Origin of the sequence: Paludisphaera soli, assembly GCF_011064595.1 — a bacterium.
GTDB lineage: Bacteria > Planctomycetota > Planctomycetia > Isosphaerales > Isosphaeraceae > Paludisphaera > Paludisphaera soli.
Map to the genome: position 1 here is coordinate 1 of NZ_JAALJI010000020.1, position 20,801 is coordinate 20,801.

18 protein-coding genes and 2 pseudogenes are annotated in these 20,801 nt (G+C 70.7%); 13 read left to right on the forward strand and 7 right to left on the reverse strand.

The genetic code is table 11. The features are described from left to right. Positions 1 to 102: 102 nt before the first annotated feature. Both G6O68_RS33620 and G6O68_RS21690 read right to left on the reverse strand, forming a co-directional pair. Positions 103 to 222: pseudogene (locus G6O68_RS33620) on the reverse strand (winged helix-turn-helix domain-containing protein); the annotation flags it as partial. Positions 223 to 300: 78 nt separating this feature from the next. Further along, complete coding sequence (locus G6O68_RS21690; RefSeq protein ID WP_165250747.1) at positions 301 to 501, reverse strand: helix-turn-helix domain-containing protein; 201 nt, start codon at positions 499 to 501, stop codon at positions 301 to 303. Between the two features lie 308 nt (positions 502 to 809). On the opposite strand from G6O68_RS21690, the gene G6O68_RS21695 reads away from it, so the two are divergent. From G6O68_RS21695 to G6O68_RS21725, 7 genes are all read left to right on the forward strand, one after another. Continuing rightward, complete coding sequence (locus G6O68_RS21695) at positions 810 to 2,282, forward strand: FAD-binding oxidoreductase (RefSeq protein ID WP_165250748.1); 1,473 nt, start codon at positions 810 to 812, stop codon at positions 2,280 to 2,282. A 109-nt stretch (positions 2,283 to 2,391) separates the two neighbouring features. Next, complete coding sequence (locus tag G6O68_RS21700) at positions 2,392 to 3,306, forward strand: hypothetical protein (protein WP_240911431.1); 915 nt, start codon at positions 2,392 to 2,394, stop codon at positions 3,304 to 3,306. Further along, positions 3,303 to 4,580, forward strand: a complete 1,278-nt coding sequence (locus tag G6O68_RS21705; RefSeq protein WP_165250749.1) for an FAD-binding oxidoreductase — start codon at positions 3,303 to 3,305, stop codon at positions 4,578 to 4,580. Before G6O68_RS21700 ends, G6O68_RS21705 begins: the two co-directional genes overlap by 4 nt. A gap of 4 nt (positions 4,581 to 4,584) precedes the next feature. Further along, positions 4,585 to 5,928, forward strand: a complete 1,344-nt coding sequence (locus G6O68_RS21710; protein WP_165250750.1) for a heterodisulfide reductase-related iron-sulfur binding cluster — start codon at positions 4,585 to 4,587, stop codon at positions 5,926 to 5,928. Between the two features lies 1 nt (position 5,929). Beyond that, positions 5,930 to 6,928, forward strand: a complete 999-nt coding sequence (locus G6O68_RS21715) for an NAD(P)H-dependent glycerol-3-phosphate dehydrogenase (RefSeq protein WP_206108175.1) — start codon at positions 5,930 to 5,932, stop codon at positions 6,926 to 6,928. After that, on the forward strand, positions 6,925 to 7,575 hold the full coding sequence (locus tag G6O68_RS21720; protein ID WP_165250752.1) for a DUF1802 family protein: 651 nt from the start codon (positions 6,925 to 6,927) through the stop codon (positions 7,573 to 7,575). Before G6O68_RS21715 ends, G6O68_RS21720 begins: the two co-directional genes overlap by 4 nt. Continuing rightward, complete coding sequence (locus G6O68_RS21725) at positions 7,572 to 8,702, forward strand: rhomboid family intramembrane serine protease (protein ID WP_165250753.1); 1,131 nt, start codon at positions 7,572 to 7,574, stop codon at positions 8,700 to 8,702. Before G6O68_RS21720 ends, G6O68_RS21725 begins: the two co-directional genes overlap by 4 nt. On the opposite strand, the gene G6O68_RS21730 is transcribed toward G6O68_RS21725, so the two are convergent. From G6O68_RS21730 to G6O68_RS21740, 3 genes are read right to left on the reverse strand one after another with little or no spacing between them, the layout of a single operon-like run. After that, complete coding sequence (locus G6O68_RS21730; protein WP_240911433.1) at positions 8,683 to 9,315, reverse strand: PHP-associated domain-containing protein; 633 nt, start codon at positions 9,313 to 9,315, stop codon at positions 8,683 to 8,685. The two genes, G6O68_RS21725 and G6O68_RS21730, sit on opposite strands and share 20 nt — an antisense overlap. Next, on the reverse strand, positions 9,312 to 10,076 hold the full coding sequence (locus G6O68_RS21735; protein ID WP_165250754.1) for a UDP-2,3-diacylglucosamine diphosphatase: 765 nt from the start codon (positions 10,074 to 10,076) through the stop codon (positions 9,312 to 9,314). Before G6O68_RS21735 ends, G6O68_RS21730 begins: the two co-directional genes overlap by 4 nt. 30 nt (positions 10,077 to 10,106) lie before the next feature. After that, positions 10,107 to 11,060 carry an MBL fold metallo-hydrolase gene (locus G6O68_RS21740; RefSeq protein ID WP_165250755.1) on the reverse strand — a complete coding sequence of 318 codons (954 nt, stop codon included), beginning with the start codon at positions 11,058 to 11,060 and terminating at the stop codon, positions 10,107 to 10,109. A 176-nt stretch (positions 11,061 to 11,236) separates the two neighbouring features. Here G6O68_RS21740 and G6O68_RS32960 point away from each other — a divergent pair. Both G6O68_RS32960 and G6O68_RS21750 read left to right on the forward strand, forming a co-directional pair. Next, positions 11,237 to 12,040: pseudogene (locus G6O68_RS32960) on the forward strand (DUF5131 family protein). Between the two features lie 142 nt (positions 12,041 to 12,182). Continuing rightward, entirely contained in the window at positions 12,183 to 13,631 is a 1,449-nt protein-coding gene (locus tag G6O68_RS21750; RefSeq protein ID WP_165250756.1) for an arylsulfatase B, read from the forward strand. Between the two features lie 32 nt (positions 13,632 to 13,663). On the opposite strand, the gene G6O68_RS21755 is transcribed toward G6O68_RS21750, so the two are convergent. Further along, complete coding sequence (locus tag G6O68_RS21755; RefSeq protein ID WP_165250757.1) at positions 13,664 to 15,412, reverse strand: DUF4091 domain-containing protein; 1,749 nt, start codon at positions 15,410 to 15,412, stop codon at positions 13,664 to 13,666. Positions 15,413 to 15,720: 308 nt separating this feature from the next. Here G6O68_RS21755 and upp point away from each other — a divergent pair, with 308 nt between their 5' ends. The 4 genes from upp to G6O68_RS21775 are packed head-to-tail and all read left to right on the forward strand — an operon-like array spanning position 15,721 to position 20,121. Then, on the forward strand, positions 15,721 to 16,374 hold the full coding sequence (gene upp / locus G6O68_RS21760) for a uracil phosphoribosyltransferase (protein ID WP_165250758.1): 654 nt from the start codon (positions 15,721 to 15,723) through the stop codon (positions 16,372 to 16,374). A 39-nt stretch (positions 16,375 to 16,413) separates the two neighbouring features. Beyond that, positions 16,414 to 17,733, forward strand: a complete 1,320-nt coding sequence (locus tag G6O68_RS21765; RefSeq protein WP_165250759.1) for a thymidine phosphorylase — start codon at positions 16,414 to 16,416, stop codon at positions 17,731 to 17,733. 43 nt (positions 17,734 to 17,776) lie between these two features. Further along, the gene (locus tag G6O68_RS21770) at positions 17,777 to 19,219 is read left to right on the forward strand and encodes a NupC/NupG family nucleoside CNT transporter (RefSeq protein WP_165250760.1); all 1,443 of its coding nucleotides are present in this window, start codon (positions 17,777 to 17,779) and stop codon (positions 19,217 to 19,219) included. Then, a complete protein-coding gene (locus tag G6O68_RS21775) occupies positions 19,216 to 20,121 on the forward strand; it encodes a purine-nucleoside phosphorylase (RefSeq protein WP_165250761.1) in 906 nt (301 codons plus the stop codon). The genes G6O68_RS21770 and G6O68_RS21775 overlap by 4 nt, the downstream gene beginning before the upstream one ends. On the opposite strand, the gene G6O68_RS21780 is transcribed toward G6O68_RS21775, so the two are convergent. Continuing rightward, the gene (locus G6O68_RS21780) at positions 20,087 to 20,785 is read right to left on the reverse strand and encodes an HAD family hydrolase (RefSeq protein ID WP_165250762.1); all 699 of its coding nucleotides are present in this window, start codon (positions 20,783 to 20,785) and stop codon (positions 20,087 to 20,089) included. The two genes, G6O68_RS21775 and G6O68_RS21780, sit on opposite strands and share 35 nt — an antisense overlap. Positions 20,786 to 20,801 lie beyond the last annotated feature (16 nt).

The window sequence follows — 20,801 nt, forward strand, 5'->3', positions numbered from 1 at the left end:
AATCTAGACCAGGTGGGTCCGCCGCTCGCGAGCCTCCTCGGGGATCCGAGCAAGCTCCTCGGCCCTTCAGTGGGCGATCCGCTCCTCATCCCGCTGCCGGGACTACTTCTGCGGCCGCTGCCTGCTCCAGCGGAGCCGCCGTCGGAGGATCCTGCGGACGTGCTCGACGTGGTAATCGACGCCGAAGCGACGACGGACGAGTTCGGCGACCCGGCCGGCGCTCCAATAGGTCGTTGGGCCAGCCGTGGGCCCGGACGCCCTCCAGCAGCACTCGCTCCAACTCCCGACGCTGCTCGTCGGTCAGCCGGGGCCGGGGGCCGAGATGGGCCTGGCGGCCAGCGCCTCGGGGGCCTTCTCGGCCAGGGCGAGCCAGCGGTACAGCGAAGTCCCGCCGACGCCCAGGATGCGGGCGACGACGGTAGGCGACTCCCCCCGCCACATCAGCTCGACGGCGTGGCGACGGCGACGTTCCAACTCCTGGGCGGTTTCGACGGGTCTCATGCCCTTACTACGACGGAAGCCGCCCAAGTGCTCCTTTGGCTACGCTGCGGTCAGTAAGGTTATCAATATTCGAACCTTGCGTCGATTGGGTTCGTTGTCGACGGTCCCGAAGGAAGCCATTTCACACCTGGGAGCCTTTCGCGCGGTCTCTGGCCGAGCGTCGGGCGGGGCGGAGGAACCTCAGCGAGCACGATCGGGTTTCGTGGCGAGCGGCCGGTGAGGGGGGTAGAATGTGCGAGACCGCCCGACGAGCCGTCCGTCCGTGCTCGGCCCCGATCGACCGAACTCTCCGCCAGGAATCACGAATCATGACCGCCACCGCCGTCCCGTCGTCGGCGTCCTCAACCGCCGCCCGGCTCGTCGCCGACCTGACGGCGGCTCTCGGGGCCGAGAACGTCCTGTTCAACCGCGACGAGCTGGTGGTCTACGAGTGCGACGGCTACGTCATCGAGAAGGCCGTCCCCGACGTGGTGGTCTTCCCGACCTGCACCGAGGACGTGGTGGCCGTGGTCAAGATCTGCAACCGCCACGGCGTCCCGTTCGTCCCCCGAGGGGCCGGCACCAGCCTGGCGGGGGGGACCCTGCCGGTGGGGGGCGGGGTCATGATCGGCCTGACGAAGATGAAGCGAATCTTGGAGATCAACACCCGCGACCGCTACGCGATCGTCGAGGCCGGGGTGGTCAACGTCTGGCTCACCCGCTCGCTCGTCGGCACGGGCGTCCACTTCGCCCCCGACCCGTCGAGCCAGACCGCCTGCACGATCGGCGGGAACGTCGCCACGAACGCGGGCGGCCCGCACACGCTCAAGTACGGCGTGACCGTCAACCACGTCCGGGGGCTGGAGATCGTGACGCCCGACGGCGAGGTCGTCCAGGTCGGCGGCGTGGTCGAGGACCAGCCCGGCTACGACCTGACCGGCCTGATCGTCGGCAGCGAGGGGACCTTCGGAATCGTCACCAAGGTCATCGTCAACCTCAGCCGCGACCCGGAGGCCGGGCGGACCCTGCTCGCCGTCTTCGACACGGTGGAGGACTCGGTCGAGGCGGTCAGCGGCATCGTCGCCGCCGGGATCGTCCCCGCCGCGCTCGAGATGATCGACAACCTGATGATCCGGGCCGTCGAGGCCGCGTTCAAGTTCGGCTTCCCGGTCGACGCCGGGGCCGTCCTGATCATCGAGGTCGACGGGCTCGACGCGGCGCTCGACCACGAGGCCCAGGCCATCTCCGAGATCGTCCAGACCCATCGCGGCAAGGTCGAGAAGTCGATCGGCTGGCGGACCCGCGAGGAGCCCGAGTACAAGGCGATCTGGAAGAGCCGCAAGATGGCCTTCGGCGCGATCGGCCGGGTCAGCCCGACCTTCTGCACCCAGGACGGCGTCGTCCCCCGCACGGCCTTGCCGCACATCCTGCGTTTCATGGAAGGGGTGTCGGAGCGGCAGCAGGTGCGGATCGCCAACGTCTTCCACGCCGGCGACGGCAACCTGCACCCGATCATCCTCTTTGACGAGCAGGACCCGGACCAGGTCCGCCGGGCGCTCGACGCCAGCGTCGAGATCCTCGACGAGTGCATCCGGCTGGGCGGGAGCGTGACCGGCGAGCACGGAATAGGCGTGGAGAAGCTCGCCATGATGCCCAAACTGTTCACCCCGGACGACCTGGCGGCGATGACGGCCGTCCACGACGCGCTCAACCCCGACGGCCGCTGCAGCCCGGCCAAGAAGCTGCCGATCGGCGGCCACTGCATCGAGCGCACCAAGCCGGGGCGGCACGCCTCGGCCTGACCGACGGCGGCCTTTCGTTCGATGTCGGGCGGGGACTATGATGGGCGGATCGAACCGGGGCCGACGCCCCCAGAACTCGTCGCGGCGACGACCGCGACGTCGGAAAGGCATGGCGAACGTGGGGGAGCGGAATCGATTCTCGCGGTGGCGTCGCCTGCCGCCCGTGTACCGCTCGGGCGAGCACAAGCTGCCGGGCTACGAGGACGAGACCCAGCGCCTGACTCTCTACCTGCCCGGGAGCCTGCTCGACCTGGCCGAGCTGCTCGCCAACCTGGATCAGTCCCCTTCGGTCCAGGAGTACTGCACGAACATGCTCTCCCGGGCCCTGGAAGACGAACGCGTGCGCCGGAAGGTGGCGAAGGTCGAGGCCGACCGAGGCCCCCTGCGGGGCCTGGACGAGATCGCCCGAGACGCCGAGTACCTCGCCGAGTGGCGCGACCGCCGCGACGAACCCCACCACGCCCCCCAGCCGCCTCCGACCGCCATGACCGTCCCCCTCGTGTTCCTGCCGCCGCCCGACGAACCGGCGGCGCTTGACGGTCGCGGCGCCCCCGCGCTGGACCCCCCTTCGCCCTTGACGATCCGGGTCGAGACCGGCCCCCGGCCCGAGCCGGTCGTCGCCCGCGAGGCGACCCCCGAGATCTCCACCCCCGACGGAACCGCCATGGACATCGTCTGGAAACACGTCGGTCCCGAAGGGGGCGACCCCCGAGGCTTCCTCCCTCACCTGCGCCGAGGCGAATCCGTCCCGCCCGCCTCGGCCTCGGAGCTCCTGGAGGCCCTTCGGACTCTGGAATCGGAGAACCGAGGCGCGGACGGCCTCAACCGCCGGCTCGCCTACGCCGTCCATCGCCTGGCCCTCGAATCTCAGGTGCTGCTCACCGAAGCCTGGCCCGGGGCCTTCGACGAGCCGACCGTCGAGGCCATCCGCGCCGTGCAGGAGATGGCCGAACGCATCCTCTCCGGCGAGGACGTCCGCTACTACGCCGGCCCAGAGAGCCAGGCTCCCGGGAGCGCATCGTGAATCGGCAGGTCCAGGCCCCCGTTTGGCCCGACGCCCCCGACGCGGCCCCGCTCGGCGACGACCGGTGCGCCACGAGATTGCATCGCCCGACGACCGTGGACGCCCTGTGCGACGCCGTCCGCGAGGAGGTGGAGCAGGGGGGCGCGGTCTACCCCCAGGGGGGCCGGACGGCGCTCGACTACGGCCGACCCCCCGGCCGTCCCGGCGCGGCGGTCGACGTCTCGGCGCTGGACGAGGTCATCGACTACCCCCACGCCGACATGACCATCACGGTCCGGGCCGGGATGACCGTCTCGACCCTGCGCGGAATCCTCGCCGAGAAGAATCAGCGGCTCCTGATCGACGTACCCTGGCCCGACCGGGCGACCCTCGGCGGCGCGCTGGCGACCGGCGTCTGCGGGCCGCGACGCTTCGGCCTGGGTCGGCCGCGCGACTCGATCATCGGCGTCTCATTCGTGACCTCGAACGCCGTCGAGGTCAAGGGGGGCGGAAGGGTCGTCAAGAACGTCGCCGGTTACGACTTCCCCAAGCTTCTGACCGGCTCGATGGGGACACTCGGCGTCATCACCCAGGCGACCCTGAAGGTCCGGCCGCTCCCCGGGGCCTCGGCGTTGATCTGGCTGCCGGTCGACGACCCGGCGAAGCTCGACGAACGGCTCGCCGCGCTCGCCTCGTCGGCCCTCCGGCCGGTGGCGTTCGACTTCCTCAGCCCGTCCGCCGCGCGGCTCGTCGGCGGCCCAGTGGGCCTGGGACGGGACGCCTGGACTCTCGTGGTGGGGATCGAGGACGACGCGAACTCGGTCGACTGGCAGGTGGACCGGTTCCGGGTCGAGGCCGAGCGGGCCGATTTCGACGTGCTCCGCGACGACGCCACCGCGCCGCTCTGGACGGCGCTGACCGAGTTCCAGGTCGAGACGCCCGGGCCGTTCGCGTGCTCGGCGAGCCTGCGGCCGTCCCAAGTCGCCGCGTTCCTGGCGGACCTCCCCGCCGAGCGCTGGGCCTTGCAGGCCCACGCGGGCGTCGGCGTCGTGCGGATGCAGGCACTGGGCGAATGGGGCGGGGACGAGGCGGAAGCGGCGATCGCCGGCAAGCGGGCCGAGGCCGTCCGCGGCGGCGGCAACCTGATCGTGACCCGATGCCCGACGCCCTGGAAGGCCCGCATCCCCGTCTGGGGCGAGTCCCGCCAGGACTGGGCCCTGGGGCGGGCGGTCAAGCGAGCCCTCGACCCCGAGGGCGTGATGAATCCCGGCCGGTTCGTGGGCGAGGACGGATAAGATTATGCAGACAACTGGGAACCATCCCGTCGCCCCGCAGGCCCCCGCCGAACGCGTCGCGAATCCCGGCGTCGACCTGGCCTGGCTCGCCGACCGCATCGATTACCCGCTGTTCCAGCAGTGCATCCATTGCGGGCTCTGCACGGCGAGCTGCCCGACCTACGTCGAGACGGGCGACGAGAACGACGGCCCGCGCGGTCGGATCTACCTGATGCGATCGGTCACCGACGGCCGCCTGGCGATGAGTCCCGAGGTCCGCCGCCACCTGGACCTCTGCCTCGACTGCCGGGCCTGCGAGACGGCCTGCCCGTCGGGCGTCCAGTACGGCAAGCTGATCGAGCCCTTCAAGATCGCCATGCTCCAGGACGTCCCCGCCGGGGCCGGGCTCAGCCCGCTCCAGCGGCTGATCCTCCACCGCCTGTTCCCGTACGCGAACCGCGTCCGGGCGGCGCTCTTGCCGGTGCGGGTGCTCCAGAAGCTCGGCCTGATGCGGCTGATCGAGCGGAGCGGCCTGCTGAAGCTCCTGCCGCCGACGCTCCGCAACATGGCCGCGATGGTGCCGACGTTGCAGCCGGCGTCAAACCTCCCCGAGGTGCTTCCCGCGATCGGTCCCAAGCGGGCGCGCGTCGGCCTGTTCCTGGGCTGCGTGACCGACGTGATGACCCCCCAGACCACGGCCGCCACCGCCCGGGTCCTCCAGCGCAACGGCTGCGAAGTGGTCGTCCCCCGGGGCCAGGCCTGCTGCGGCGCCATCCATTACCACTCGGGCGCCGAGGCCCCCGCGCTGGAACTGGCGATGAAGAACCTGGAGGCGTTCGACCCCGACGAACTGGACGCCATCGTCATCAATGCCGCCGGCTGCGGGGCCATGTTCAAGGGGTATGAACACATCCTCCCCCCCGAAGACCACGAACGGGCCGCGAAGTTCGTCGCCAAGATCAAGGACGTGTCGGAGTTCCTCGTGGCCCTCGGCCCGATCGCTCCGACCCATCCGATCGACGCCAAGGTGACGTACCACGACGCCTGCCACCTCTGCCACGCCCAGCAGATCCGCAACCAGCCTCGCCAGCTCCTAGGGATGATCCCTGGCCTGCAGCTGGTCCCGCTCGTCGAGAGCGAGCTTTGCTGCGGGGCGGCGGGGACCTACAACCTGACCGAGCCCGAGATGTCCGCCCGCCTCGGCCGTCGGAAGCTGGACAATATCGAGGCCACCGGCGCGGCGATCGTCGCCAGCGGGAATATCGGCTGCACTTTGCAGATCGCCCGCCAGATTCGCGAACGCGGCGGCTCGATCGAGGTCGTCCACCCGGTCGAGCTGCTGGACCAGGCCTATGGGGGGGAGGGCTGACATGGACCGCGTGGCCGTCCTCGGCGGCGGCGGCATGGGCACGGCGATGGCGATGGTCCTCGCCCGCTCGGGAGTCGAGGTCCGCCTCTGGGTCCGCGAGCCTGACCGGGCGTACGCGATGGCCGCGACCCGCGTCAACGCCCGGCACCTGCCCGAGGTCCGCATCCCCGAGGCCGTCCGGATCCTCGGCGACCCGGCCCAGGTCCTGCACCGCGCCGAGCTGATCCTGGCGGCGATCCCGACTTCGTACCTCCGCGAGACGCTCGCGAGCCTGGCCGCCGCCGCGCCCGCCGACGTGCCCGCGCTGAGCGTGGTCAAGGGGATTGAGTTCGGCACGTTCGCCCGGCCGTCGCAGATCCTGGTCGAGACCCTCGGCCCTCGCGAGACGGCCATCCTGACCGGCCCGAGCCACGCCGAGGAGCTGGCGCGCGGTCTGCCCGCCTCGCTGGTCGTCGCCGGGGCCTCGTCGGCGCTCTGCGAGGCCGTGCAGCGCGAGTTCTCCCACGAGACGTTCCGGGTCTACCGCAACTCGGATGCGATCGGGGCCGAGGTCGCCGGGGCGCTCAAGAACATCCTGGGGATCGCCGCCGGGGTCTGCGACGGCCTGGAGATCGGCGACAACGCCAAGGCCGCGCTCCTCACCCGGGGCCTCGTCGAGATCGCCCGGATGGGCGTCCGCCTGGGGGGCCGGGTCGAGACGTTCTACGGCCTCGCCGGCGTCGGCGACGTGGTCACCACCTGCTACAGCCCCTTCGGTCGAAACCGCGAGGTCGGGCTTCGCATCGGCCGGGGCGAGGCCCTGCCGGCGATCCTGGCCGACATGCCGAACGTCTCCGAAGGGGTCCCCACCATCCGGAGCGTCCACGCCCTGGCGATCCAGATGGGCGTCGACATGCCGATCACGCACGAGCTGCATCAGGTCCTTTTCGAGGGCAAGCCCCCACGCGCGGCGGTCGTCGACCTGATGACGCGCACGCCGAAGGACGAGTCGGAGCTATGAGCGATCTCCCCCCCGAATGCGCGATCGGCTTCAAGGAATGGGCGGGCGTCTGCGAGGCGCTGGCCTCGGGCGCCCAGACCCTCATCCTTCGCAAGGGGGGGATCGCCGAGGAGGGGGGCGTCTTCACGCCCGAGCATCGCGCCTTCTGGCTCTATCCGACCCGGCTCCACGAGTCGCAGCAGGGGCTCCGCGTCTCGCCGACCGCGACGCATCCCGCCCCCGCCGAGCCCGACGTCATCCCGATCCGCTCGCTGGCCGTCGTCGACTCGATCCGCCTGATCGATCGCGAAGAGGAACTGGACTCCCTGGAGCCGTTCCACGTCTGGACGTCCGAGACCATCCACAAACGCTTCCACTACCGCCGGCCGGGGCTCTGGGTGCTGGGCGTCCGGGTCTGGAACCGGGCCGAGCCCCTGGATCTGATCGCGACGCCGGAGCAGATGGGCTGCAAGACCTGGGTGCCTCTCGGGACCGCGCTTACGACGGGCGGCCTGGCCCCCGCTCTCGGTGAGGGGGCGTGGCGTGATCTCCGCGATCGGCTCGACCGGACGATCCGGTCGCAAGCGGCCGGCGGTCGGGTAGAATCTCCGTCCGACCCGGGCGTCGCGCCCGAGGCGCCCCCAGCGGCCCCCCCGAGCCCAGCATGAACCCCCGACCGATCCTCCGCGAGCTGCGAGACTACCCGGCGACGGCGTTCTTCTGCGCGAGCTGGCTGGTCGTCTTCATCGCGATGGTCGCCCTCCAGCTCCGGGCCGAACCCGCCCCGACGGCCTGGCGCATCCTGGTCCTGGGGATCGGCGACGGCGGTCGGTTCGGGGACCTGACTCTCCGGGACCTGGCGAACGGGGAGTACTGGCGGCTCGTCACCTGCAACTTCGTCCATTACAGCGTCGTCCACATCGGGATGAACCTGTTCGCGTTCTACCTCCTGGGGACGATGCTTGAGTCGTGGTACGGCCCCTGGACCTTGATCGCGATCTACGGGACGACGGGCGTGGGGGGCAACCTGCTGTCGGTGATGGCGAGACGCTGGCTCGGGTCGAATCCGCTGGTCCATTCCGGCGGCGGGTCGGTGGTCATCATGGGGCTCATCGGCCTGTGCGCGACGGCCGGCTGGGTCTCGCGGACGACCCGCGATCGCGAGCTGACCTGGCAGATGGTCAAGGCGTTGGCGATCACCGGGGCTCTCGGACTGGCCTTCCCGCGCTACATCGACAACTGGGGCCACGCCGGCGGGGCCATCGCCGGGCTGCCGATCGGGCTGGCGCACTCCCGGCTGCTCGCGGGGAGGAAACGTCCCTGGACCTGGGGGGCGGGCGTGGCATGGGGCCTGGTCCTGATCGCGGGCGGCCTGGCGCAGGCCCGCCACGATCGCCAGGATCGAACGGCTCGCGCGTTGGTCGAGCAACGCCGGGAACTCGACGCCCACCTCACCGCCTACCGAGTCATCCTCACGACGCGCCTCTGGACCGATCGGCCTGGCGACGCGAAGGGGCTGGCGCAGCTCCTGCGCACACAGGCCCCGGTGCTGGACGCGGGGCCGACGCGCGCGGCCTATCGCAGGCTCCTCCCGCTGGCCGAGGAGTTCTCCCGGCGCAAGCCGACGCTCCCGGAACTGCTGGCCTTCCGACGCGAGCTGGACGCCGTCCGCGGGACGCTTCGGCTCGAAACGAAGGGTCGCCTCAAGGCCTACTGGGAGCGGCGGCGGAAGGCGAACCTCCCCGTCCCGGGCGGCCGGACGGACGCATCGGTCTTCAGACCGGGCCCGATGTGAGCCTGGCCCCGTCTCGATGCCGGGGACGGACGCGGCCCCGGCGGAGGGCGGCGACGAAGTCGGCCATGGACTCGATGGCGTCGTCGAACTCGCTGAAGTAGCAGCCGAGGGCGGCGACGTCGTGGGCGTCGCTCGACCCGGTGCGGGGCATCGGCGAGGTTTCCAGGAGCGCGAGCGCTTGGGCCCGAGTCTCGGCCGTGACGTTGTTGCTGACGAACTCGACCCCGTGGAAGGCCGGTCCGTGCTCGGCGACGATCCGGTCGAACGGCTGGAACCAGCGGAACGGGTGCGCGGCGACGATCGCCGCCCCGCGACGATCCACGACCTTGAGCAGCTCTCCGACCTTGACGCCCGGCCCGACGTCCTCCAGGTCCGGCAGGCCGTAGACGAGGAAATGCCCCTCGCGGGCCGAGACCTCGACGCCGGAGAAGACCTTGAGCCCCCCCGCTCGGGCGGCCAGCTCGGTCAGCTCGTCGGCCTCCCACTGGTGGTCGTGCTCGGTGATGACCACGCCGTCGAGCCCGATCTCGCGGGCTCGCTCGATCATGGCGAGGGGGTCCATCACGCTGTCGGGGGAGTGGCGGGACGTATGGAGGTGATGATCGAACTTCATGATAGGGGTGCGTGGCTCGCCTCGTTGCGGTTCGGGCCATGGCCCGGTGGGGCCTGGGGGACGATCGGGTGATCGCCCTCGATGTGGAAGCTCGCGCCGGCGGCGTCGACCTTGAGGTAGCTCAGCCGGTGCTGCCAGCCGCCGAGGACGATCAGGCGGGGACGTCCGGGTAGGTCGACGGCGCGGTGGACGTGGCCGAAGACGGCGACGTCGATCCCGTCGTCGAGCCCGTCCGCGTAGTCGCGATACATCTTCAGGTGGCGACGCTCGTCCTCATCCAGCCCGCGCTGGTTCTTGGCTTCGAGCACGGCGTCGAGCGCCTTCGCCGCCGGCCCGGGGATCAGTCCGAAGGCCCGGAAGAACCCACGAGACTCCAGGCTGGCCTTCCACTTCCGGCGGGCGCCCAGCAGGTGGCCGTGGACGACGTGGATCCGCAAGCCGTGTGTCGTAATCTCGACCGGCTCGGCGAGCATCGTGGCTCCGAGCGCCTTCTTGTAGAACTTCGCGAGCCAGAGATCGTGGTTGCCGGGGAGGATGCTGAGAGCCCCGCCACTCGCACGGAAGGCCGCCAGCGCGGACAGGGCCGGATCGCGGGCGAGTTCTTCGTGCGACGTCCGCGAGCCCATCCAGAAGTCGCAGAGGTCGCCGGCGATCAGGAGCCGGTCGGACGGCTCGAGGCGTTCGAGGAGTCGGACGAGGCGACGGGACCGCTCGGGCCGATCCTCGCGCAGGTGCACGTCGCTGAGGAGGTACTCGCTCACGGACGCTCTCCGGCCGTCGGGCGACGACGGTCAAGGAATCTCCAGATTCAGCCCCGGGAGGAAGCCGCAGGCTTCCGAAGGCCGCCATCGCGACCGGGCGGGGCGGGCGGTTCGGGCGGACGAGCCGTGGGACCGCCAATCGAACGTCGATCGCGAAGGCCCGAAGGTCAGATCGGGATGGGCGGGGGACTGGCGCGCCGCGTGGACGAGCACCTGACGGCCGCTCTCCCGGATCGCGTCGCCCGCCTCGCGCAAGGCCAGCTCAGGCCGGTTGCACTGGTCGCTCAGGTGGAGCAGGACCAGATGGCTGACCCGATCGCGTCGCGAGCGTTCGAGGATCGCCGAGACAAGCTCGGCCCCCTGGCGGTTCGAGAGGTGCCCCCGGTCGCCGAGGTTCCGAGCGATCAGGGCCGGGTGGCGACCGGAGGTACGCTGGAGCATCACGTCGTGGTTGAACTCGATCCCCAGCACGTCGACGTCGACGAGGGCCTCGGCCGTGGCGTCGCACCAGGTTCCGGTGTCGGTCAGGTAGCCGACCGAGACCCCGCGGTGCTTCCGCCCCGCGCCGGCCTCGATGCGGAAGCCGAACGTCGGCCCGCCGTCGTGCCAGGCGGTGATTGGCTCGACCCGGAATCCGCTCGGGGCGAGGAACGGCCGTTCGTCGTAGATCCGGACCAGGCCCAGGGCGTCGAGTTGCTGGAATCCCGCGTCACGTTGCAAGTTGCGATGATGACCCTCGTGGCAGTAGAGGGGGATTCCCCGCTTCGCCATGCCTCGAAGAATGCTCGTGTCCACGTGGTCGCCGTGGGTGTGCGTCAGCACCACGGCCGCGAGGTTCGACCAGTCCGCCCCCACGCTCATCAGTCGCTCGGTCAGCGACCGCACGCCGAGGCCGGCGTCGATCAAGATCCCCGCGCCCTGCTGGCGGAACAGCGCGGAGTTGCCCTTCGAGCCGCTGCCGAGGACGGCGAACTGGAAGGTCATGGGCGTTCCACCTCGCTGCAGATCCGGGAGGACCGGGCGATCCGTCGTCAAGGGAACAAGTGTAGTTCGGCGGCTGACGCCCGGACAAGTCCTCTATCCATGAGTTCGCCGCGATCCTCGCCGCCTGTACAATGCTCGAAAGCCCTGAAATCGACAAGGGCGAGAGGGAGCCGGAGTTGAGCGACAACACCAAGATCGAATGGACCGACGCAACCTGGAACCCCGTCCGAGGCTGCACCAAGATCACGCCCGGATGCGCCCACTGCTACGCCGAGACGTTCGCCGAACGCTTCCGGGGAGTTCCCGGCCACCCCTACGAGCAGGGCTTCGACCTGCGTATGGTTCCCCACAAGCTCCTGGACCCCCTGCGGTGGACGAGGCCCAGGATGGTCTTCGTGAACTCCATGAGCGACCTGTTCCACATGGGCGTGCCCGACGACTACGTGGGTTAGGTCGCCGAGGTCATGCGGGTCGCCGACTGGCACACGTATCAGGTCCTGACCAAGCGTTCCGAGCGGCTGGCCGCGATGCTGGCGGGCGGCCTGCGCGACCTGGCGGATCGGTCGCACGTCTGGTGGGGCGTGAGCGTCGAGGACCGCCGCCACGGCCTGCCCCGCATCGAGCACCTCCGCCAAGCCCCGGCCGCCGTCCGGTTTCTCTCGGTCGAGCCACTGCTGGAGGATCTCGGCGCGGTCGACCTCTCTGGAGTCCACTGGATGATCGTCGGCGGCGAGAGCGGCCACGGCGCGCGGCCGCTGGCGAAGGAATGGGTCGCCAGCCTCCGCGATCGGTCCGTCGCCGCCGGCGTCCGGTTCTTCTTCAAGCAGTGGGGAGGCGTCCGCAAGGGCAAGGCCGGCCGGGAACTGGACGGCCGGACCTACGACGAGGTGCCTCCGCCCAGCGTCAACCCCATGCCCGACGCTCGGCGGCGCGCGGATCTGGCTCGGGAACTGGAAGTCCGCTTCGCCCGGGGCGCCTGATCAAGACCCGGGAAGCTCTCGTCGCGGGACCTCCTCGACGAGCGAGACCGGGGCGCGATACCTTGCGTGACCTGCGGTGTTTCCTGCTGGTCGGCCGCCGGGGCGGTCGCGTGATGTTCGATCGAGATCGAGGGAGCGTTTGATGCGATCCGCCTTTCCGTCGCTCGTGGGAAACCCGAGCCGAGCCTCGAAGATCCTCGGGGCCCTGCTCGCGTCGTTCGTCGCAGGGACTTTGGTCCGGGCCGAGGAGTCGCCGAGGGGGCCGAACATCGTCGTCATCCTGGCCGACGACCTGGGCTGGGGCGATGTGGGCTGGCACGGCTCGGAGATCAAGACCCCGAACCTCGACAAGCTGGCGGCGGCGGGGGCCCGGCTGGAGAACTTCTACGTCCAGCCGGTCTGCTCGCCGACCCGGGCGGCCCTCCTGACCGGGCGCTATCCCATGCGGCACGGCCTTCAGGTGGGCGTCGTGCGGCCCTGGGCGCAGTACGGACTGCCGCTCGACGAGCGCACCCTGCCGCAGGCATTGAGGGAGGCCGGGTATGAGACGGCCATCGCCGGCAAGTGGCACCTCGGCCACTTCCGCCCCGAGTACCTGCCGACCCGCCGGGGCTTCGACCACCAGTACGGCCACTACAACGGGGCCCTCGACTACGACACCCACGAGCGCGACGGCGGCCACGACTGGCACCGCGACGACCGGGAGAACCGCGACGCCGGCTACAGTACGCACCTGATCGGCCGCGAGGCCGTCCGCGTGATCGAGGAGCACGACGCCGCGAAGCCGCTGTTCCTGTATGTCCCGTTCAACGCCGTCCACGCCCCGCATCAGGTCCCGGCCCGCTACAAGGAGCCGTACGCCGGCCTCAAGGAGCCGCGACGAACCTACGCCGGGATGCTCGCGGCGATGGACGAAGAGGTCGGTCGGATCGCCGGGGCGGTCGAGAAGAAGGGGATCGGCGGGAACACCCTGATCGTCTTCTCCAGCGACAACGGCGGCCCGGCCCCAGGCCGCGTCACCAGCAACGGCCCCCTGCGCGGCTCCAAGGGGACGCTCTTCGAGGGCGGCGTCCGCGTGGCCGCCTTCGCCACCTGGCCGGGGCGGATCCGGGCGGGCTCGGTCGTGGACGCCCCTCTCCACATCGTCGACCTCTATCCGACGTTCCTCAAGCTCGCCGGCGCGACGGCCGAGCAGCCGACGCCTCTCGACGGCCGCGACGCCTGGCCGACGATCGCCGAGGGGAAGGCGTCGCCGCACGACGCGATCCTCCTGAACACGACCCCCCGCAATGGCGCCCTCCGCGCCGGCGACTGGAAGCTGATCGTGGGCCCGCCCGGCGGCGGCGGGGGCGACGGCGATGAGGGCGACGCCGAGATCCGGCCGGCCGCCGGCGCCGCGGCCGACCGCGTGATGCTGTTCAACCTGGCCGACGACCCGAATGAGAAGGTCGATCTGGCCGCCAAGCGTCCCGAGAAGGTGGCCGAGCTGCGAGCTGCCTATGAGGCCCTCGCGGTGCAGGCCGTCCCGCCCAGAGCCGCGCCGAAGCCGCCGGGGTTCCGCTCACCCCGGGTCTGGGGGCAGGCGGACTGACCGACGGATGGGCTCCCGGGGCCGACGGCCGCTCACGCCCGCGAGAGGACTTCTCGGCGGGCCTCGGCGAGCCATCCGGCGGTCTTCGGGAAGTTTGCATAGTCCCGAATCGAGGCCAGGAGCGGGTCGTCGGGACGGACCCCGGCGGACTGCAGGAGCGCGTAGTCCTGCAGGCTGTCGGCGAACACCTCCCAGCGGATCGAGTCGATCGGCCCATCGGCTCCAGGGTAGACCACGAAGGCGTCGCCGTAGGGCATCCCCGGCCAGGCCCCGACCGATGCGTCCTGGAACGGGTCGCCGATCTTGCTGGTGCAGAAGACGAACCAGTAGTTGTAGCCCCAGTGCAGGAAGCCCCGGGCCTGGAGCTTGTAGAAGAGCCAGCCCGCCATGCGGATCTTGGAGAGCGGGGTGTCGAGCAGGCGCTGGAGGAACCGGTCCCTGGGGCCGCAGCAGAAGTACGCCCAGGCCGGGCAACCGGCCGCGGTGAAGGCCGGCGCGGTGGCGATGCTGGGAATGGGCATGTCGGAGAGCCGTTCCGTGGCGAACCGGGGATCGCTCATGGCGTCCATCACCCGCATCCACGGGGCCAGTTCGGTCAGCAGGGCGCGGGCATTTCGATAGTCCGCCATCTGCACGTCGCCGTCGGGCTCGTCGGCGCAGTGGAAGAGCGACCGATCGAGCACATCCTCCTCTTCGAGGAACTCCTTGAACGCCGGGAGGAACTGGCCGAGGAACGCGCGATAGACGTCCGAGGTCGCGGCGACCTCGGGCGCCCAGAGCATCGGGCCGAAGCCCTCGGAATCGCGCTCGAAGATCCGTTGCGGATGCCGTGCGCTCGTGGGGGCGGGCGTGAAGAAGTGCGGCCACTCGATGCGCCTCGCGCCGACCTCCTTCGCGATGCGAACCCAGCGGCGGACGTCGCTGAAGTCGAATTCATAGCGGTCCGGTTCGGTGCGACGGACCTTCAGGAGCTGCGCGGGCCGTTCCAGGATCTCGTGGCGGATGTTGAACAGCGGAGTGTAGGCGACGTCGACGCCGTGCTCGACGAGGTCCCTCAGGTAGGCCTCGGCCAGCTTCCAGAATTCCTCGCCGCATGGCGCGATCCGGTGCCATTCCCAGATCGAGTCGGCCGAGATCCAGTTGGTCACCGGGAAATCCCGACGAGGTTGGACGACCAGCGGACGGACGTCGATTCGGACGGGGAGTTCGACGGTCCAGGGCTCGGGGCGGACGAAATCGGTGTAGCCGTACTCGTTCTCCAGGGTCATCCGAACGCGGACCTCGTGGACGCCGGGCTCCGTCCCCTCCGGCGTCCGCAGCGAGATCCAGAAGACGCCGTTCGCCTCCGGGCCGACGTGCGCCGTCGGCTCCGGGAAAAGCGGATCGGGGCAGAGGCCGGGGATGAACCCGACGCCTTCCAATTCGTCACGGGGCACGTAGGTGTCGAGATGCTGCATCGGCACGAAGCCCACGCGACGCACGCGGGCCCGCCAGCCATCGGGGGCGGCGACCTCGCAGCGGACGAGCGCGGAGTTGGTCTTGGCGTTCCGGAAGCAAGCCTGGAACGACAGGTTCTCGCCTCGAGCCGCGATCATGACGAGCGAACCGGCGTCGCCCGGCGGCGAGGTCGGATAGACGCGCCGCAGCGAGGTCTCCAGCCAGAACCGCAGGCCGTCGCGCTCGACGCGGGAGGCTGGGCCGGGCTCCCGGGGCGAGGCGACGTCGGGGGCGCCGAGAGCGCCGGCCAGCGCGATGCCACGGATCACGTCCCTGCGATTCATGATGGTGCTTCCGTCTCCTGGATGGGCGGGACCGGCGGCAAGAGAGGCCCGGTCGCGCGGCCGATTCTAGCGGCGGGTCGACGCGATCACAACGGTCGGCACCGGGCTTGCGCGAAGTCGCCGGCTCAGGCCCCTGTTCTCGGCGGGCCGGATCGGCCAGAATGCTGGAGATCGCGACTCCCCTCGCGACCGAGCGACCGCGCCGGAGGCTCTCCAGAGGCGAGACGCGTCGCCCGGCCGGTCCCAACCCCGATTCATCGGGTCTTCCGCCCCGCGGGGCATCCATCCTCGTCGCAGGAGGGTCACGCGTGCCTTCGGTCTATTCGTCGTCGCATCCGATCGTCCACCAGAAGCTCGCGGCCCTGCGAGACGCCCGCACCAGGCCGCCCGAGTTCCGCTCGCTCGTGCGGTCGCTCGCGTCGATGCTCGCCCAGGAGGCGACCGCCGACCTCCCCACGCGCGAGATCCGGGTGGACACCCCGCTCGGCCCGGCGCGGGCCTTCGTCCTCGCCGACGTGGTCGGCGTGGTGCCGGTTCTGCGTGCCGGGCTGGGCATGGCCGACGGGATGATCGACCTGCTCCCCGACGCCGAGGTCTGGCACATCGGCCTCTTCCGCGACGAGGTGACGCTGCGGCCCACCGAGTATTACAACAAGCTCCCGAAGCGGCCGAAGCTCACGGTCGGCTTCGTCGTCGACCCCATGCTCGCGACCGGCGGATCGGCGGTGCGCGCCTGCGAGATCCTCAAGGCCGCCGGCGTGCCCCGGATCAAGCTGATCTCGCTCATCGCCGCCCCCGAGGGGATCGCCCGGATGGTAGAGGCCATGCCCGACGTCCCCATCCACGTCGGCGCCATCGACGAGCGGCTCACGGACATCGGCTTCATCTACCCCGGCCTCGGCGACGCCGGGGACCGCCAGTTCGCCACCCTGGCCGAGCACGACGACGCGCATCGCGCCTGACTCCTTCGAATGCATTCGACTCCATGGGGAGGGCCCGCCATGCTCCGCGCGGTGGACGTCATCCGGAAGAAACGCGACGGCGAGGCGCTCTCGGCCGCCGAGATCGCGTGGATGGTCGGCGGCATCGCCCGCGGCGACGTGGCCGACTACCAGTGGTCCGCCCTGCTGATGGCGATCGTCCTGAAGGGGATGGACCGCTCCGAGACGGTCGCACTGACCGACGCGATGATGCGGTCGGGCATCGTCGTCGACCTCTCGTCGATCCCCGGCGCGAAGGTGGACAAACACAGCACCGGCGGCGTGGGGGACAAGACCTCGCTGATCCTCGCGCCGATCGCCGCGGCGGCCGGGGTGCTCGTGCCCATGGTCTCGGGCCGCGGGCTCGGCCACACGGGGGGGACGCTCGACAAGCTGGAGTCGATCCCCGGCTTCCAGGTCGACGTGACGCTCGACCGCTACAAGGAGATCCTCCGCGAGACCGGCCTGGTCCTGATCGGCCAGACGGCCGAGATCGCCCCGGCGGACAAATTCCTGTACGCGCTTCGCGACGCCACCTCCACCGTCGAGGCCATCCCGCTTCTCGCCTCCTCCATCATGTCGAAGAAGCTGGCCGAGGGGATCGACGGCCTGGTCCTGGACGTGAAGACCGGCAACGGGGCGTTCCTGCCGGACCTGGAGCGATCCTGGAAGCTCGCCGAGACGATGTGCGACGTCGGTCGACGGATGGGCAAGAAGATGGTCGCCCTGATCACCCGGATGGACCAGCCGCTGGGCCTGGCCGTGGGGAACGCGGTGGAGGTCGCCGAGTGTCTCGCCTGCCTCAAGGGGGCGGGGCCCGACGACCTGACCTCGCTCTCGCTCGACCTGGCCGCCGAGATGATCCTCATGGCGTCCCGAGCCGCGAGCATCGAGGAGGCGCGCGGGATCTGCGAGCGGACCATCGCGGATGGCTCGGCCCTGGAGCGCTTTCGGGTCCTGATCGCGGCCCAGGGGGGCGACGCCCGGGTAGTCGACGACCCGGGGCTCCTGCCCCAGCCGAGGCGGACGATCGAGCTGAAGGCCGACCGGGCCGGTTGGGTCGCCCGGCTCGACGCCCGGCCCATCGGCGTGGCGACCATGCTCCTGGGCGCGGGTCGGGAGCGTGTGGACTCGAAGATCGACCCGGCCGTCGGGGTCGTGTTCCGGCGGAAGGTCGGCGACCGCGTCGAGTCCGGCGAGACCCTCTGCACCCTGCTCGTCAACGACGAGGCGAGGCTCGATCAGGCCCTCTCGATGATCGAGGACGCCTACCACTGGTCGGATGAGCCGACCACGCCCCCCGACCTGATCGTGGAACGACTGGTCGCCGAGATCGCGTGAACCCCCGGCCCTCCGAACCTCTTCTTGCACCACGAGTACGCCGATGCGAAGGCTCCTCCTCGTCTGGACTGTCGCGACGGCCTGCCTGACCCCGGCGGGCTCGACCCGGGCGGACGAGATCGCCTTCGCATCCCGCCAGCCGGCGCTCGAGGGCCGGGAACCCCTCGACCCCGAGGATGGGGGCGATTCCGCGGGGCCGGGCGAGGTCCGCAAGGGCTATCGCCTCACAGTCGGGCCTTGGAGCGTCCGTTTCACGGCCGCGCGGCATCTCGACCTTTACGACCTCGCCGATCGGCTCCGGGGCCTCCTGGGGATCGCCCTGATCCTGGGGATCGCGGTCTATCTCTCCCAGGACCGATCGGCGATCTCCCCGCGCATCGTCTTCTGGGGGCTCGCGCTCCAGTGGCTGTTCGCGATCGTCGTCCTCCGCTCGACCCTGGGCGTGCGCCTGCTCCGCGAGGCCGGGCGCGTCGTCGAGGCGGTGCTCGAATGCGCCCTCGACGGGTCGCGGTTCGTCTTCGGCCGGCAGCTGGTCGACTCCGGGGGGCCGGCGGGGTTCGTCTTCGCCTTCCGGGTGCTCCCCACCGTGATCTTCGTGGCAGCGCTCTTCGCGGTGCTCTATCACCTGGGAGTCATGCAGTGGCTCGTGCGGATCATCGCCGTGCCGATGGCGTGGCTGATGGGCGTCAGCGGCGCGGAATCGCTCGACGTGGCCGCGTCGCTGTTCCTGGGCCAGACGGAGGCCCCGCTGACGATCCGGCCGTACCTGGCGAGGCTCACGAACTCCGAGCTGATGACGGTCATGACGGCGGGGATGGCCCACGTCTCCGGGGGCGTGATGGCGGCCTACTTCGCGTACAACGTCGAGCCCCGGCACGTCCTGACGGCCGTGGTCATGACGGCCCCCGGCGCGATCCTGCTCTCCAAGATCCTCGTCCCCGAGACCGGCTCCCCGGAGACGCTGGGGGGTGTGCGGATCTCCGACGAGCGCGAGGACGCCAACATCCTCGACGCCGCCTCGCGGGGGACGCGCGACGGCCTCAACCTGGCGCTCAACATCGCGGCGGTGCTCATCGCCTTTGTCGGCCTGGTCGCCCTGGTCGACCTCGGCCTGGGCCGATTCGGCTTCAAGCTGGAGGACCTGCTCGGCTGGGCCCTCGCGCCGGTCGCCTACTTCCTGGGGGTCCCCTGGGAGGACTGCCGACGGATCGGCGGCCTGCTGGGGACTCGCACGGTGCTCAACGAACTGGTCGCCTTCGAGCGGCTCGACGGCATAAGGCACGACCTGATGGACCGGTCCTTCGTGATCGCCAGCTTCGCCCTTTGCGGGTTCGCCAACATCAGCTCCATAGGGGTCCAGATCGGCGGCATCGGCGCTCTGGTGCCGGAGCGCCGGCGCGACCTGGCTCGGCTGGGCGGCCGCGCGCTGCTCGCCGGGACCCTGGCCAACTTCCTCTCCGCCTGCATCGCGGGAGTCTTGCTATGAGCGCGTCGTCCCACCATTCCGATCTGGTCAAAAAGGCCGACGAAGCGGCCGAGGCCCTCCGCGGCGTCGTCGGCGATCATCCCCCGCAGGTCGCCGTCGTGCTGGGGTCCGGCCTCAACGGCCTCGTCGAGCGGTTCACCGATCGCATGGTGGTTCCCTACTCCCAGATCCCGCACTTCCCGACGGTCACCGTCGACGGCCACGCCGGCAACGCGGTGATCGGCTCGGTCGACGGCGGGGCCTCGGCCCTGATCCTCCAGGGGCGATTCCACTACTACGAGGGCCACGACCTCCGCGCGATCACTTTCCCCATGCGGATGCTCCAGCGACTGGGGGTGCAGACGGTCATCCTGACGGCCGCCACCGGGGGCATCCGCGCCGACTTGCGCCCGGGGAACCTCGTCTGCCTCTCGGACCACATCAACTTGATCGGCTCCAACCCGCTCCGGGGGCCGGCCGACCCGCGTCTGGGGGCGCGGTTCCCGGACATGTCCGAGGTCTACTCGAAGCGGCTGCGGACCGCCGCCAAGGAGGAGGCCAAGCGGCTGGGCGTCCACCTGGTCTCCGCCGTCTACGCCTGCCTCGCGGGCCCGAGCTACGAGACGCCGGCCGAGATCCGGATGCTGCGCACGCTCGGAGCCGACGTGGTCGGGATGTCGACCGTGCCCGAGGCCATCGTCGCACGCCAGGCCGGGATGGAGGTGCTGGGGCTGGCCCTGGTCACGAACGCGGCGGCCGGCGTGGCGGCCTCGCCGATCCGCCACGAGGACGTGCTGGAGGCCGGCCGCAAGGCGACGCCGATGCTCGGCAAGCTGATCCGCCGGATGGTCCTGAGGCTGGCCGGCGTCGCGCCGGGGAACGTCGGGTTCAGCGGCGAGTTCCCGACCTATCGCCAGGACTGAGCCGGGCGATGAGCGTCCGGGCGTCGAACTCGCCGAGGTGGGCGACGACCTCGTCGGCCCCCGCTTCTCGCAAGGCTTCGGCCGAGTGGCTGGACGTGACGCCGACCGCGAGCATCCCGGCGGCCTTGGCCGCGCGAATGCCCACAGGGGCGTCCTCGAAGACGACCGAGCGCGAGGCCGCCACGCCGGCCCGCTCGGCGGCGAGCAGAAACACCTGCGGGTCGGGCTTGCCCCGGGTCACGTCCTCGCCCGCCACGATCGCCTCGAATCGGCCGTGCAGGCCGCACTCCGCCACGGTCAGCTCCAGGTTCGGCCGGACGCCGCTGGACCCGATCGCCAGCAGGACGCCCGCCTCGGTCAGCTCGTCGAGCAATCCCCGGACGCCGGCCATCAGCGTGATCCGACCCCGCGCCAGGTCGCGGTAGGCGGATTCCTTGCGATCCGAGTACGCGGCCACGTCCGAGTCGGGAAGCGAATCGCCCAGGATCTTGCGGAGGATCGTGGCGTTGGTCATCCCGAAGGTCTCCAGGATGAACTCGGGAGTGACCCCGAGGCCGGTCTCCCGGCCCATCATCGTCCAGGAATCCTGGTGGAGCTTCAGGGTGTCCACGAGCACGCCGTCGTGGTCGAAGATGGCGAGGATCGGTTCGGCGGGGCGGGGCACGGGGAACTCCGATCGG

Bases quoted from the DNA above. Each gene is read 5' to 3' on its own strand.
- G6O68_RS21690 (WP_165250747.1), bottom strand. From the start codon at position 501: ATGAGACCCGTCGAAACCGCCCAGGAGTTGGAACGTCGCCGTCGCCAC.
- G6O68_RS21695 (WP_165250748.1), top strand. From the start codon at position 810: ATGACCGCCACCGCCGTCCCGTCGTCGGCGTCCTCAACCGCCGCCCGG.
- G6O68_RS21700 (WP_240911431.1), top strand. From the start codon at position 2,392: ATGGCGAACGTGGGGGAGCGGAATCGATTCTCGCGGTGGCGTCGCCTG.
- G6O68_RS21710 (WP_165250750.1), top strand. From the start codon at position 4,585: ATGCAGACAACTGGGAACCATCCCGTCGCCCCGCAGGCCCCCGCCGAA.
- G6O68_RS21715 (WP_206108175.1), top strand. From the start codon at position 5,930: ATGGACCGCGTGGCCGTCCTCGGCGGCGGCGGCATGGGCACGGCGATG.
- G6O68_RS21720 (WP_165250752.1), top strand. From the start codon at position 6,925: ATGAGCGATCTCCCCCCCGAATGCGCGATCGGCTTCAAGGAATGGGCG.
- G6O68_RS21725 (WP_165250753.1), top strand. From the start codon at position 7,572: ATGAACCCCCGACCGATCCTCCGCGAGCTGCGAGACTACCCGGCGACG.
- G6O68_RS21730 (WP_240911433.1), bottom strand. From the start codon at position 9,315: ATGAAGTTCGATCATCACCTCCATACGTCCCGCCACTCCCCCGACAGC.
- G6O68_RS21740 (WP_165250755.1), bottom strand. From the start codon at position 11,060: ATGACCTTCCAGTTCGCCGTCCTCGGCAGCGGCTCGAAGGGCAACTCC.
- G6O68_RS21750 (WP_165250756.1), top strand. From the start codon at position 12,183: ATGCGATCCGCCTTTCCGTCGCTCGTGGGAAACCCGAGCCGAGCCTCG.
- G6O68_RS21755 (WP_165250757.1), bottom strand. From the start codon at position 15,412: ATGAATCGCAGGGACGTGATCCGTGGCATCGCGCTGGCCGGCGCTCTC.
- G6O68_RS21765 (WP_165250759.1), top strand. From the start codon at position 16,414: ATGCTCCGCGCGGTGGACGTCATCCGGAAGAAACGCGACGGCGAGGCG.
- G6O68_RS21770 (WP_165250760.1), top strand. From the start codon at position 17,777: ATGCGAAGGCTCCTCCTCGTCTGGACTGTCGCGACGGCCTGCCTGACC.
- G6O68_RS21775 (WP_165250761.1), top strand. From the start codon at position 19,216: ATGAGCGCGTCGTCCCACCATTCCGATCTGGTCAAAAAGGCCGACGAA.